This window comes from Agromyces aureus (genome assembly GCF_001660485.1).
Lineage (GTDB): Bacteria > Actinomycetota > Actinomycetes > Actinomycetales > Microbacteriaceae > Agromyces > Agromyces aureus.
Genome location: NZ_CP013979.1, coordinates 1,728,693 through 1,742,268, shown reverse-complemented (window position 1 = coordinate 1,742,268; position 13,576 = coordinate 1,728,693). Strand labels below are relative to the sequence as shown.

The window sequence follows — 13,576 nt, the reverse complement described above, 5'->3', positions numbered from 1 at the left end:
CGCAGCGGTCCGCCGGCCGGTCTCGACGGCTCAGCCCTGCACGGCAGCGGCCCAGGCCCGGCGGAGCTCCGCCTCGTCGGAGAGCACGTCGGGCCTGATCACGCGGTCGTCCTCGACGAAGTAGAACACCGCGTCGACCTCGTCGGGTGAGACGCCGGCCCAGGCCGCATACGCGAGTCGATAGAGCGCGAGCTGCGTCTGCTTGAGCTCGAGATCCCGCGCGTTGCGGGGTGCGCGGCCGGTCTTCCAGTCGACGACCTGATAGCGGATGCCGCGGGCGGCGAGTTCACCACCGGCCGGCACGTCGTAGACGGCGTCGAGCTTGCACACGAACACGTGCTCGTCGATGGGCAGGTGCAGTTCGATCTCGACCTCGAGCGGTCGACGCGAGCCCCACTCCGAAGCCTCGAACGTCGCACGCAGACTCGCCATGCGATCGAGCGTCTCCGGGGCGGTGCCCGGCCGCCCGCCGCGGGCGGCGGACTCGAAGCGATCGGCGGACTCGACGCCGTCGCCGGCACTGGCGCCACGTCCGTGACCGACGCGATCGCCGAACTCGAGGAACTCGCCGCGGTCGAATGCGCCGAGCAGCTCGACGCCGAAGAGGCCGTCATCGAGCGCCGCCCCGGCGGACTCCCCCGTTGAACGGTGCTCGACCCATTCGTGGAAGAGGGTGCCGAGGCGGGTCGCCCGGTAGGGGCGCTGCGGCATCGGCCGCCGCAGCTGCGCGGCGACCGCCGCCGGGTCGTCGAGGTAGTCCTTGAACCGCGAGGCCGGAACTCGCGACGGGATCGGCGTCGGCCCCGGGCCGGCCTGTCGACGGCGACGTTCCTCGATGAGCAGCGTCAGCTCCGACGAGAGCTGCGGACCGAGTCCGGCGCCGCTCGGCCCCTCGGAGGCCTGACGCACCGCGTCGGCGGCGCGAACGACGCCCGGTCGGCGCGCGCCGAGCGGGTCGAGTGGCCAGGACACGCGCGCATCGGCCTCGGCCCGCGGGTTCTCGGTGTCGTCGGGCGTGGTCGGCAGCAGGTCGGGCACGATGACGCCGGCGACGGCGAGCTCGTGCAGGAACGCACTCGGCGGGCGCGCCGTCTTCTGGGTCGACCACCACGAGCCGCTGAGCAGCAGATCGGAACGGGTGCGCGTCACGGCGACGTACGCGAGTCGGCGCTCCTCGTCGGCGTGGCGCTCGCGGTTCTCTTCAGCGAACGCCGTCACGGCCTCGTCGAACTCCCGCTGGCTCTGCACGCCGCGCCAGCCCAGCTCGGGAAGCTCGTCGCGATCGCCCTTGAACTCGTTCGGCAGTTCGCCGAACGCGAGCCAACCCTTGGCCGACCGCGGCTTCGACGGGATCTCCTGGTCGACCATGCGGGGAACGGCGACGACGTCCCACTCGAGCCCCTTCGATCCGTGGATCGAGAGCACCTGCACCGCGCCGGGCTCCGGCTCGTCCTGACGCGGCGACAGCCGATCGCGCTGCTCGGCCTCGGTCAGCCAGCTGAGGAACGCGCCGAGGGTCGGGTGCTCGGAGTCGTCGGCGAAGCCCGCGAGCAGTTCGTCGAAGGCCTCGAGGCTCGGTCGACCGAGCGGCTGGTCGGCGTTGGCGGCGACCTCGATGTCGAGCAGCAGCTCCTGCTGCACGAGATGGACGAAGTCGATGAGGCCGAGTCCGGCGCGGCGGCGGAGCGCCTGCAGCTGGGTTCCCGCGCGCCGGAGACGCGCGAGCCCGGGCGCACCGATGCCGGCGAGCGCCCGGTGGTCGTCGGGGGCCGTGAGCACGAAGTCGAGCGCGTCGACGATCGACGGCGACTCCTCGGCCGCGGTCGAGGCTCGCAGCTCGCGTCGGACGTCGTCGTCGAGCCGACGGCGGGCGAGGTCGCGGTCGACGAGCCACTTCGCGACGTCCCGGAGGCCGGAGAGGTCGGCCGGGCCGATGCGCCACCGGGCGCCGGCGAGCACGCGCACGAGCTCCGCGCCCGCCGTGGGATCGTGCAGCACGCGCAGCACGCACACGAGATCGGCGATCACGGGCTGGTCGAGCAGGCCCGCCATGCCCAGCACGTGCACGGGCACGCCATGCGCGCGCAGCGCCTGCGTGAACACGCCGACGTTGGCGAACGTGCGGCAGAGCAGCGCACCGCTCTTCGGCTCGGCCGCCGGCTCTGGTGCGGAGCCCGGGCGACGGCTGCGCCCCAGCCGTTCGGCGAACCAGCGCGCGACCTGGTCGGCCTCGTCGTCGATGGTCTCGCCCCAGGTCACGTCGAGTCGCCCGGCGCCCGCGAACGGCGAGGGTGCGAGCGGGGCCTTGGGGATTCCGGCGTCGAGCGAGGCGATGAGGGTGTTCGCCGCATCGAGCACGACGCGCGGATTCCGCCAGCTGGTCGACAGGTGGTACACCGACGCGGCTCCCCTGCCGAAGTCGCGATCGAACCGGGCGAGGTTGGCGGCGCTCGCGCCGCGCCATCCGTAGATCGACTGGTCGGGGTCGCCGACTGCCATCACGGGGTGCCCCTCGAAGAGGGAGGCGAGCAGTCGGGTCTGCACGACACTCGTGTCCTGGTATTCGTCGAGCAGCACGGTGCGCGAGCGCTCGCGGTGCTCGACGACGACGTCGGGGTGTTCCACGCAGATCTGCAGTGCGAGCGCGACCTGGTCGGAGAACTCGACGTAGCCTCGCTCGCGCTTGGCCGCGGCGTAGGCATCGGCGAGCTCGAGCAGCGGCGGCAGGGCATCGACCACGCCGAGCGCACCCACGAACGAGTCGAAGTCCGTGCGCTTTCGCGGCGCCTCGATGGGCAGCCCGCGCATGGCGAGGAAGTCCCGTGCGAAGGCGCGCACGTCGCGGCTGTCGGCGACGTTCTCGGCGAGCGCCCGGCTCAGCGAGAGCGCGGCGCCGGTGACGCGGTCGAGCGAGGCGTCGAGTTCGATGAGCCGGTCGTCGGCCGAGGAGCTCACGACCGAGCGGGCGAGCAGCCACGCGGATGCCTCACCGAGCACGGTCGCGTCGGGTTCGCGCCCGATGCGCATCGCGTGCTCGCGGTAGATCGCGCTCGCGAACGAGTGATAGGTGCTCACGGTCGCCGATTCGAGCGGGTCGATCACGAGTTCGGCGATGCCCTCGTGCACGAGTTGCGCGACGCGTTCGCGCACGCGCTCGGCGAGCTCGCCGGCGGCCTTGCGCGTGAACGTGAGCCCGAGCACGTCGGCCACGCCCACGTGTCCGTTGGCGAGCAGCCAGACGACGCGGTTCGCCATGGTCTCGGTCTTGCCGCTGCCGGCCCCGGCGACGACGATGCTCGCGCCGTGCGGATCGGCCTCGATGACCGCCTGCTGCTCGGGAGTCGGCACGTGAAGCCCGAGCCGGGTGGCGATCTCGGCCGCGCTCAGACGGTTCGGCACGCGGTCGGTCGCGCGATCCGAGCCGAGATTCGGGCCGGAGTTCGCGGCGGCGTTCACGACCGGAATCACCCCGGTCTGCGTCGCGCTCACGCGGAAACCGCCGGCACGAGGTGCACGCGGTACTGCCAGGACCCGAACCTGGATCGGGGCCCGGGCTCGGTGGAGCCCTCGAAGGTCGACCCTGCCATCACGCGGCCGACCTCGGCGAGCCGCTCGCGGAACGCGGTCTCGGCTTCGTCGTCGAACGGTTGCTGCGCGCGCTCGGTGTAGGCGAGCCCGCGCGACGGCGTCGCGACGTAGACGAGCTTCGCACCGCCCTGCACCCCTGCCGACGGCACGGCCTGCTGTCGGGCCGCGAGCTGGTACGCGGCGAGCTGCGGGTGCGCCGCCGTCTGCGGATACGTCGGCGGCGTGCGGCCGGTCTTGATGTCGACGATGACCGTCGTGCCGTCGGCCGACGCCTCGATGCGGTCGATGGTGCCGGTGATGCGCACCCGGTCGACGGTGATGGTGAACTTGCCTTCTGCACCGAGCAGCACCTTCGCGTCGTCGTCGAACGACTGCAGGTACTCGGCGGCGCCCTCGGCCATGCGGCGTGCTCCGCGGCGCTCGCGCTCGGCCACCCACCCGGCCTCGAAGCGCACGCCCTTCAGCCGCTCCTCGACGGCCTCCCAGATCGCCTCGACATCGGTCGCGCCGTCGTCTCGGCCGCCGACCTCTTCGACGACGGCGTGCACGATCGTGCCGATCGACGCCGCGACGCCCGACGGCGGCGACGCGATGTGGTCGACGAACCAGCCGAGCGGCGACTCCTCGACGCGGTCGATCTGTGAGGGCGACACCTGGACGGATGCCTCGGGGTCGCCGTCGAGGTCGACGAGCGGTGCCTCGCTCGAGAGGTCGGCGAGGCCGTACCACTCGGCCGGATTCGCGCCGGGCACGCCCTCCTCGGCGAGGAGGGCCAGTGCGGCCGCGGACTCGGGATCGCCCGTCACGGCCTCGCGCCGCAGCGCGCCGACGAGCGCGCGGAGCTGCAACGGCCGCCGACGCGCACGCACGCGCTCGCGGGCGTAGCCCATGAGCACCGACGGCTGCTCGTCGTCGTTCGCGGTGCAGGCGAGCACGACCTGTCGTCGGGCCCGCGAGACGGCGAGCACGAACATGCGCAGCTCGTCGTCGCGCACGGCGGCCCGCACCTCGGCCGGCGTCTCGACGCCGGGCAGCGGCGCACCGGCTCGCGCCGCCTGCGCGACGCGCGGCAGGAGTCCGGCGTGCAGGAGGGTGCCGCGCGGGCGCAGGTTCGGCCACACGGCGTCTTGGAGCCCGGCCACGACGACCACGTCGAACTCGCGGCCGACGACGCCCTGCGGGGTGGTCACGAGCACGGTCTCGGTCGTCCGCCTGGGCGCGAGCGAGTCTTCGGGCAGCTCACTCGCGAGCACCTCGTCGACGAATCGCACGGCGGGAGCCTCGGGCTCGCGCTCGACGAACCGGGTGGCGGCCGAGAACAGCGCCACGGCGGCGTCGAGCGAACGATCGGCCTCGTCGGCGAGCACGCCCGTGCCGGCGGCCTGCCGCCCCCACTCGGTGCCGAGTCCGCCGCCCTCCCAGAGCGACCAGAGGACCTCTTCGATCGTGCCGCCGGCGCGGCCCACCTGCACCGCGTCGTCGAGCACGGATGCGAGCCTCGCCGCGCGGCGGCCGGGCGCCGCGTCGATCGTCGCGAACCCCCCGGGCGCTGAGAGCGCGTCGACGAGCAGTTCGTCGCCCGTGCGAGTGCCGCCGGCGGCGAGCTCCTCGTGCCGGAGCGCGAGGCGCAGTCGTCGAAGCCCGATGCCGTCCAGCCGTCCGATCGGTCCGGTGAGCAGCGTGACCGCGAGCTCGGCGGTGAGCGGCTCGCGGCCGAGCACGAACGAGCACGCGGTGAGCAGCGCCGCGGCGGCGGGCGCGTCGCGCAGGGCCAGCCCCGATGCGGCGCCGGAGGTCGGCACGTCGGCGAGCGCGAGCGCGCGCTCGACGGTCGGCACGTCGCCGCCCGAGCGCAGCACGACCGCCATCTGCGACCAGGCCACGCCGTCGAGCAGGTGCCGCTCGCGGAGCAGCGCGGCGATCGCCTGGTGCTCGGCCGCGCCCGAGGCTGCCTCGATGCCGAGCACGGGCGCGAGCGGATCGACCGCGGGCGCGGCCACGGTGTCGTCGTCGCCACCTGCCAGCCGTGCGGAACGGTGGGTGCCGCCGAGCGCCGTGCCGACGTGGGCGCGCACGCCCGAGACGACCTCGGCGATCTCGGGACGGCCCCGGTGCACGATCGGGAGTTCGATGCGTCGAACGGGCGCACCGTCGAGCATCGAGCTCAGTGAGCCGAGCAGCTCGGGCCGGCCGCCGCGGAACCCGTTGCTCGCGACATCCGGATCGCCGATCGCGACGATCTGCACCCCGCACGCGGCGAAGGCGGCGATGAGCGAGGCCGACGCCTCGGTGGTCTCCTGCGCGTCGTCGACCACGAGCAGCCGCAGCCCCGCGAGCTGGCCGAGCGCAGCGGCCGCATCAGGCTCGGTGGCGCTGCGACGCACGATCGACGCCGCGAACGCGCCGAGTTCGGCCGAGTCGAACTGGTTCGGCCGCACCTGGTCCTTCACGTCGGAGTACTCGGACATGAAGTCGGCAGCCGCCACCCACTCGGGCCGGGCCGCCGCCTGGCCGAGTCGGGCGAGCTCGCGCTCGTCGATGCCGAGCTCGACCGCACGCATGAGCAGGTCGCGCAACTCGGTGCGGAACCCCCTGAGCACGCGCACCTCGGGCGTCAGCGGTTCGGGCCACGCGGGCCCGAACCCGTCGCGGATGCCGCCCTCGACGAGGTCGGCGACGATGCGGTCGTGCTCTCCGCCCGTGAGCAGCGTGACGGGCGCCGCCGTGTAGGCGCGCACGAGCTGGAAGGCCGTGGAGTTCGCCGTGCGCGCGAGCGGACCGCGGGTCGTCACGCCGAGCCGCACCGCGATGCGGTCGCGGAGCGCGGTGGCGGTCGACCGGCTCGCGCAGAGCACGAGCACGTCGTCGACGCCGTACCCGAGTCGCGCGACGCGGTCGGCGACGAGCTCGACCGCGAGCGTCGTCTTGCCGGACCCCGGGGCCCCGAACACCGCATGGTGCTCACCCTCGGAGATGCCCTCGGCGAGGGTCGCCGCCTGCCTCGCGGAGTCGGGTGCGACGAGGGTCGCATCGGGCTGCGACGGGGCGCTGGGGCTTGGCATGCCCACACGTTAACCCGTTCCGCCGACAGTGAACGTGCCCCGAGCCCCGCGAGCCGTGTCATAGTGTGGACGCACGGACAGAAAGGCCCACTGTGGACGTACGGATCGGCATTCAGAACTCCCCCCGCGAACTCGCATTCGAGTCCTCCCAGTCGGCAGAGGAGGTCCAGAACCAGGTCGGCGCAGCACTCGCCGGCGACGCGGCGACGTTGAAGTTCGTCGATGCGAAGGGCAGCGTCTTCCTCGTGCCCGCCGCCGCGCTCGCCTACGTCGAGATCGGCTCAGAGGAGTCGCGCCGCGTCGGATTCGTGGCCTGACATGGAGCTGCTCTTCGTCGTGCTCGGCGGGGCCATCCTCGGCCTGGCCGCGCGCTACCTGCTGCCGCTCCGGCACACGCACGGCGTGCTGCTGATCCCGTCGATCGGCGCGGGCGTCGCGGCGATCGTGTGGGTCGCCCTGACGTGGCTCGGCATGGCCTGGGACGGCGCGTGGATCTGGGTGATCTCGCTCGCCGTCGCAGGGCTGGCCGCCGCGGCATCCGCGTACCTGATCGGCCCGAAGCGCGAGCGAGCGGATGCCGCGCTCTTCGCGCGGCTCTCGCGGCCGCGCACGGAGGCATCCGCGCGGGCGGCCAGCGCGGCCTGACGCGAGCACGCGTACGCACGACTCGAACGGCGTCCTCCTCTGGAGGGCGCCGTTTCCGCGTTCTCAGGGGCAGCGCGAGGTTCTCAGGGGCAGCGCGAGCGGATGCCGCGGCGTCAGGCCGTGAGCCCGAGCGCGTCCATGCGGCGCGTGTGATCGGCGATCAGCTCGGTGAAGATCGGCTCGACGCGCTCCTCGAGACCGCGGGCGTCCGACGCGCGCAGGGCCGAGCGGGCGATGAGCAGGGTGTCGCCCACGAGGCTGCGACCCCAGAGCGCGAGGCGGTCGGCGAGACCGGGCTGCTCGGCGATCGCGACGGAGAGCTCGCGTTCGAGCACCGTGGCCGAGCCGGCCTCGTCGAGGATCGCGCGCACCCGGCGCGCGAGGTCGGCGTGCAGGCCGTTCGAGAGTCGCGAGAAGTACCCGTCGAGCATGCCGGAGGTCACGTGGATCGCGAGCAGGAGCTCCTCCCAGTCGCCCCCGCGCGAGGCCGACTCGAGTCGTTCGGCCGCCGGCGCGAACGGCGCCATGACGTCGACCGGCTCGACGCCCTGCAGGCGCAGTTCGGCGATGAGGGCGTGATGCTTGCGGAGCGCGACCCCTGCGGCGGCGCTCAGCCCCTCTTTCGCGCGGAGGGTCGGCGCGGTCTGCACCGCGAGCGCGAGCCCCTCGAAGAACACCAGCTGGATGTACGCGGCCTGGCCGAGGAACGGCACCGGTTCGGGCACCAACTCGGTGAAGTCGACCCGCGTGAGCTCGGTCGGCGCGACGCGCGGTCGCTGCCGCGGCGCCTCGGGGCGGGCTACGCGTCGATTGATCCAGGACACCACGGCACACAGCCTAACGGAGCCGTTCAGGCTCTCTCCGATAGGCTGGAGGTCGCATGCGGGCATCGGACCCGCGGCCGTGCGCCTGAGGACCAGCAGCGCGCACCTCTCCAGCTGAACCGACAGGCAGATACTTGACTACTTTCGCAGAACTCGGCGTCGCGTCCGACATCGTCGACGCGCTCGCAACGAAGGGCATCTTCGATGCCTTCCCCATCCAGGAGCAGACCATCCCCCTCGCCCTCTCGGGCCAGGACATCATCGGCCAGGCCAAGACGGGCACCGGCAAGACCTTCGGGTTCGGCCTGCCGATCATCCAGCGCCTCGGCGACGACCCCGAGCCGGGCGTCAAGGTGCTCGTCGTCGTGCCGACCCGCGAACTCTGCGTCCAGGTCACCGAAGACCTCGAGCTGGCGACGTCGAACCGGCCGACCAAGGTCGTGTCGATCTACGGCGGCAAGGCCTACGAGGGCCAGATCGAGGCGATCAAGGCCGGCGCCCAGATCGTCGTCGGCACCCCCGGTCGTCTGCTCGACCTCGCATCGCAGCGACTCCTGTCGCTGAAGAACGTGCAGGAGGTCGTGCTCGACGAGGCCGACAAGATGCTCGACCTCGGCTTCCTCTCCGACATCGAGAAGATCTTCGCGCAGACGCCCGCGGTGCGTCACACCATGCTCTTCTCGGCCACCATGCCCGGCCCGATCGTGGCGCTCGCACGCCGTTTCATGTCGAAGCCGATCCACATCCGTGCGACCGACCCCGACGAGGGCCTCACGCAGGCGAACATCAAGCACCTCGTCTACCGGGCGCACTCGCTCGACAAAGACGAAGTGATCTCGCGCATCCTCCAGGCCGAGGGCCGCGGCAAGACCGTGATCTTCACGCGCACGAAGCGCGCGGCGGCCAAGCTCGTCGAAGAGCTGAACGACCGCGGATTCAACGCCGCTGCCGTGCACGGCGACCTCAATCAAGACCAGCGCGAGCGCGCCATGGCCGCGTTCAAGGCGGGCAAGAAGGACATCCTCATCGCAACGGATGTCGCGGCACGAGGCATCGACGTCGACGACGTCACGCACGTGATCAACCACACCATCCCCGACGACGACAAGGCGTACCTCCACCGCGCGGGGCGCACGGGCCGCGCGGGCAAGACCGGCATCGCCGTCACCTTCGTCGACTGGGACGACCTGCACAAGTGGGCGCTCATCAACCGCGCGCTCGAGTTCGGTCAGCCCGAACCGGTCGAGACCTACTCGTCGAGCCCGCACCTGTTCACCGACCTCGACATCCCCGCCGGCACGAAGGGCCGTCTGAAGCCGTCGGCCTTGGCCGCCCCTCCGACCCGGTCGAGCACCGCCGGTCGCACCGAAGGCGGCTCGGGCAGCTCCGCGGGTCGCGGCGAGGCACGTCAGGGCGATGGCGAGCGCGCGCCGCGCAGCAGCCGTTCGCGTCAGCGCACCCGTGGCGGACGCCCCGCCGGCGAGGGCGCGTCGGTCGAGGCCGGCTCGCCTGCGGCATCCGATTCCGGCGACGCCGCGACGGCGACCGTGCGCGAGCCCGGCACCGGCACGCACGACGGCGGCGGCAGCGAGCACCACGACGGCAATGCGGCTCCGCGCCGTCGTCGCCGTCGTCGCGGACCGCGTCCGGCCGGCTCGACGGGCGCTGCGCCGCAGGTCTGACCCGGTCGACCGAACGACCTGCACGAAGGGGGCGGATGCCACGCGGCATCCGCCCCCTTCGTCGTCGCTCGCTTCGATCGCGCGTCGGCTACGGCAGCACGGGCGCCGACCCGGTGCCCTCGGCGATGATGCGCGCCACGACGTCGGCGCGCGTGCGCTCCTCACCCAGCCGGTTCGGCTTGCCCGTGCCGTGGTAGTCGCTCGAGCCCGTGACGGCGAGGCCGAACTCGCGCGCGAGGGCGTGCAGGCGGGGTTTCGAGGCCGGGTCGTTCTCGGGGTGGTCGATCTCGAGGCCGAAGAGCCCGGCGTCGACGAGTTGCCGCAGGCGCGGAGGCGACACGACGTACTCCTCGCCGCGGGCGCCCGGATGCGCGAGCACGGGCACGCCACCGGCCGCGCGGATGAGTCGCACGCCCGTCAGCGGATCGGGCGCGTAGTGCGGGCGCGCATACCCGTGCCGAGGGTGCAGGATGCCGGCGAACGCCGCCGAACGCGTGTTCGCGTGGCCGCGCGCCACGAGCGCGTCGGCGATGTGCGGGCGGCCGACGGTGGCGCCGATCGCGGTCTGGGCGAGCACGTCGTCCCACGTGAGCGGGTAGTCGCGCGAGATGCGCCGCACGATCTCCTCCGCCCGCGTGAGCCTGGATTCGCGGATGCGGGTGGTCTCGGCGAGCAGGCCCTCGTCGAACGGGTCGATCAGGTAGGCGAGCACGTGCACGCTCGTGTACTGCTCGCGGGTCGAGAGCTCCATGCCAGGGATCAGGGCGACGCCGGTGGCCGGCACGGCCGCCGCTGCCTCGGCCCACCCGGCCGTCGAGTCGTGATCGGTCAGCGCGATGGCCGAGAGGCCGGCCTCGGCGGCCTCGACGAGCAGGTCGGCCGGGGCCCCGGTGCCGTCGGAGACGGTCGAGTGCACGTGCAGGTCGGCGTCACCGATCACGGAACCGTGCTCGGATGCCGACGAGGGTGCCATCCCCCCATGCTAGGGCGAGCCCGCGCCCGCCCGGGCAGCGACTGGCGACCGTCGGGTGCTCGACCGACCAGACCGGCACGGCAGCCGGCCGCCGACACGCGACCGACGCGATCGCTCGCGGCCACGGCACAGCATCCTCCCCTAGCGTGGTGGGATGCTCCCCCGCATCCTCGGCTGGCTCGTCGTCATCGTGTCGGCCATCATCGGACTCATCCTGCTCTGGCCGCAGGGGTTCGGCCTGCAGAACCAGTGGATCGCCACGCACATCGTCGCGCTCCGCGGCTCGGCGGCCCTCGTCGGCATCGTCGCCGCCGGCCTCTTCGCGCTGCTCGCGATCCCCAGGCGGCCGCGCCGCTTCGCGCTCGCGATGGTGCTCATGCTCGCGATCTTCGCCGCGGGCAACGTCGCGGTGCTCGCCGCGCGCGGACTCGGAGGGTCGGATGCCGCGGCCGCCGCGTCATCCGACACCGTCACGGTGCTGTCGTGGAACACGCTCGGCGAGGTGCCCGACGCGTCGACCATCACCGAGCTCGCGCTCGCAGAGGGTGCCGACGTGGTGGTGCTGCCCGAGACGACCGAGCCGCTCGGCGAGGAGGTCGCGGTCGCGATGCGCGAGGGCGGGCGCCCGATGTGGGTGCACACCCGCGCCTTCGACGAGATCGCGAAGGCGCGTTCGACGACGATCCTCATCTCGCCGGAACTCGGCGACTACGAGGTCGTGTCGGCCGAGGTGCCCGGCCCGCCCGGCAACACGAACACGCTGCCGTCCGTCGTCGCCGATCCGGTCTCCGGCGACGGCCCGCGCATCGTCGCGGTGCACGCGGTCGCCCCGATCCGCTGGGAGCTGCGCAACTGGCGCAGCGATCTCGACTGGCTCGCCGAACAGTGTCAGGGCGAGAACGTCATCATGGCGGGCGACTTCAACGCGACGGTCGACCACTTCTCCGGTCGCGGCGTCGACGGCGGCGACCTCGGCCGATGCGCGGATGCCGCGGTGCAGGGCGGTGCGGGCGGCGTCGGCACCTGGCCGACCGACCTGCCCGAGATCCTTGGCAGCCCGATCGACCACGTGCTCGCGACGCCGGGCTGGCACGTCGACGCCTTCCGCGTGATCGGAGAGGTCGACGGGTCGGGCTCCGATCACCGTCCGATCGTCGCAACCCTCTCGCGCACGGATTGAGGAGGGCCGCACGACGCCTCCGGTGCGAGAATGGAGCACATGACCACGAGCGACATCTCCACCACCGAGACGACGGCATCGGCCACCTCCACCGATGAGGGCGGGCGCAACGCGAACCGCTCGACGACGCCCGGTTCCGACGGATTCCGGGACTTCATCAGCAACGGATGGGCCGAGCGCGACGAGGCGCTGCCGTCGGCACGCGAGCAGGCCGCCTTCGCCGCGGCTCGACGCGGCGCCGTCTCCGCGGCGTTTTCCGGCATCCGCCTGGTGATCCCGGCCGGCGACATGAAGCAGCGCGCCAACGACACCGACTACCCGTACCGCGCACACTCGGCGTTCGCGCACCTCACGGGCTGGGGCTCCGACAGCGAGCCCGGCGCCGTGCTCGTGCTCGAGCCGTCGGGCGCGGGCCATGAGAGCACTGTCTACTTCCGCGAGCGCGCGGGCCGGGACTCCGAGGAGTTCTACGCGAACCCCGCGATCGGCGAGTTCTGGATCGGCGCACGCCCCTCGCTCGAGCACGTCGCCACCGACCTCGCGATCGCGACGCGCGGCCTCGACGAGTTCGACGCCGTGATCGGCAAGGTCGACACGTCGACGCTCGTGCTGCGCGAGGCCGATGCCGCGATCACCGAGCGCATCGACCACGCCCGCATCCGCTTCGCCGCCGAGGAGGCGCTGTCGACCAATGCGCAGGACGCCCCGTTCTCGCTCGAGGTCGGCGGAGACCACGAACCCGACGCTGAGCTCGCGCGCGTGCTCTCCGAGCTCCGCCTCGTCAAGGACGACTACGAGCTCGGCGAGATGCGTGCCGCCGTCGAGGCGACGAAGCGCGGCTTCACCGAGGTCTTCGAAGAGCTCCCCCGCATCACGTCCGAGGTGCGCGGCGAGCGCGTCATCGAGGGCGTGTTCGCGACGCGCGCCCGACTCGACGGCAACGACGTCGGCTACGGCTCGATCGCCGCAGCCGGCCCGCACGCGACGATCCTGCACTGGACGCGCAACGACGGCCCCGTCGTGCCCGGCGACCTCGTGCTGCTCGACGCGGGCGTCGAGCTGGACTCCTACTACACGGCCGACATCACGCGCACGTTCCCGGTCAACGGCACCTTCTCGGCCGTTCAGCGCCAGGTCTACGAGGCCGTGCTCGAGGCAGCGGATGCCGCGTTCGCCGTCGTGCGCCCCGGCGCGATCTTCCGCGAGGTGCACGCCGCCGCGATGGCCGTGATCGCGCGCAAGACCGCCGAGTGGGGCTTCCTGCCGGTCTCGGCCGAGGAGTCGCTGCGACCCGAGAACCAGTTCCACCGCCGTTACATGGTGCACGGCACGAGCCACCACCTCGGCCTCGACGTGCACGACTGCGCGCAGGCCCGCCGCGAGATGTACCTGGACGGCGTGCTCGAGGCCGGCATGGTCTTCACGATCGAGCCGGGGCTCTACTTCCAGCCCGACGACCTCACGGTGCCGGCGGAGTTCCGCGGCATCGGCGTGCGCATCGAGGACGACATCGTGGTGACGGCCGACGGCGCCGAGAATCTCTCGGCCGGCATCCCCCGCACGGTCGCCGAGGTCGAGGCATGGGTGCAGGGCGCGCAGCGGGCCTGACGCCGGCGGGCGCC

At 72.8% G+C, this 13,576-nt stretch carries 9 protein-coding genes; 5 read left to right on the top strand and 4 right to left on the bottom strand.

The window, feature by feature from the left end:
- Positions 1 to 30 precede the first annotated feature (30 nt).
- Positions 31 to 3,489 (bottom strand): ATP-dependent DNA helicase, encoded by a 3,459-nt coding sequence (locus tag ATC03_RS07505; RefSeq protein WP_161490326.1) that lies wholly within the window; start codon positions 3,487 to 3,489, stop codon positions 31 to 33.
- The gene (locus ATC03_RS07500; RefSeq protein WP_067881695.1) at positions 3,486 to 6,650 is read right to left on the bottom strand and encodes a UrvD/REP family ATP-dependent DNA helicase; all 3,165 of its coding nucleotides are present in this window, start codon (positions 6,648 to 6,650) and stop codon (positions 3,486 to 3,488) included. Before ATC03_RS07500 ends, ATC03_RS07505 begins: the two co-directional genes overlap by 4 nt.
- A gap of 92 nt (positions 6,651 to 6,742) precedes the next feature.
- Between ATC03_RS07500 and ATC03_RS07495 the strand changes: the two genes are divergently transcribed.
- The gene (locus tag ATC03_RS07495; RefSeq protein WP_067875094.1) at positions 6,743 to 6,967 is read left to right on the top strand and encodes a DUF3107 domain-containing protein; all 225 of its coding nucleotides are present in this window, start codon (positions 6,743 to 6,745) and stop codon (positions 6,965 to 6,967) included.
- Between the two features lies 1 nt (position 6,968).
- On the top strand, positions 6,969 to 7,295 hold the full coding sequence (locus ATC03_RS20955; protein ID WP_067875092.1) for a hypothetical protein: 327 nt from the start codon (positions 6,969 to 6,971) through the stop codon (positions 7,293 to 7,295).
- Positions 7,296 to 7,408: 113 nt separating this feature from the next.
- Here the strand turns inward: ATC03_RS20955 and ATC03_RS07485 are convergent, their stop codons facing one another.
- A complete protein-coding gene (locus ATC03_RS07485; RefSeq protein ID WP_067875089.1) occupies positions 7,409 to 8,122 on the bottom strand; it encodes a ferritin-like fold-containing protein in 714 nt (237 codons plus the stop codon).
- 131 nt (positions 8,123 to 8,253) lie between these two features.
- Here ATC03_RS07485 and ATC03_RS07480 point away from each other — a divergent pair, with 131 nt between their 5' ends.
- A complete protein-coding gene (locus ATC03_RS07480) occupies positions 8,254 to 9,801 on the top strand; it encodes a DEAD/DEAH box helicase (RefSeq protein WP_067875086.1) in 1,548 nt (515 codons plus the stop codon).
- Positions 9,802 to 9,889: 88 nt separating this feature from the next.
- Here the strand turns inward: ATC03_RS07480 and ATC03_RS07475 are convergent, their stop codons facing one another.
- The gene (locus tag ATC03_RS07475) at positions 9,890 to 10,774 is read right to left on the bottom strand and encodes a PHP domain-containing protein (protein ID WP_067875083.1); all 885 of its coding nucleotides are present in this window, start codon (positions 10,772 to 10,774) and stop codon (positions 9,890 to 9,892) included.
- A 154-nt stretch (positions 10,775 to 10,928) separates the two neighbouring features.
- On the opposite strand from ATC03_RS07475, the gene ATC03_RS20225 reads away from it, so the two are divergent.
- Positions 10,929 to 11,954 (top strand): endonuclease/exonuclease/phosphatase family protein, encoded by a 1,026-nt coding sequence (locus tag ATC03_RS20225; protein ID WP_067875080.1) that lies wholly within the window; start codon positions 10,929 to 10,931, stop codon positions 11,952 to 11,954.
- A gap of 39 nt (positions 11,955 to 11,993) precedes the next feature.
- Positions 11,994 to 13,562: an aminopeptidase P family protein gene (locus tag ATC03_RS20220; RefSeq protein ID WP_335622270.1), complete on the top strand. Its 1,569-nt coding sequence runs from the start codon at positions 11,994 to 11,996 to the stop codon at positions 13,560 to 13,562.
- Positions 13,563 to 13,576 lie beyond the last annotated feature (14 nt).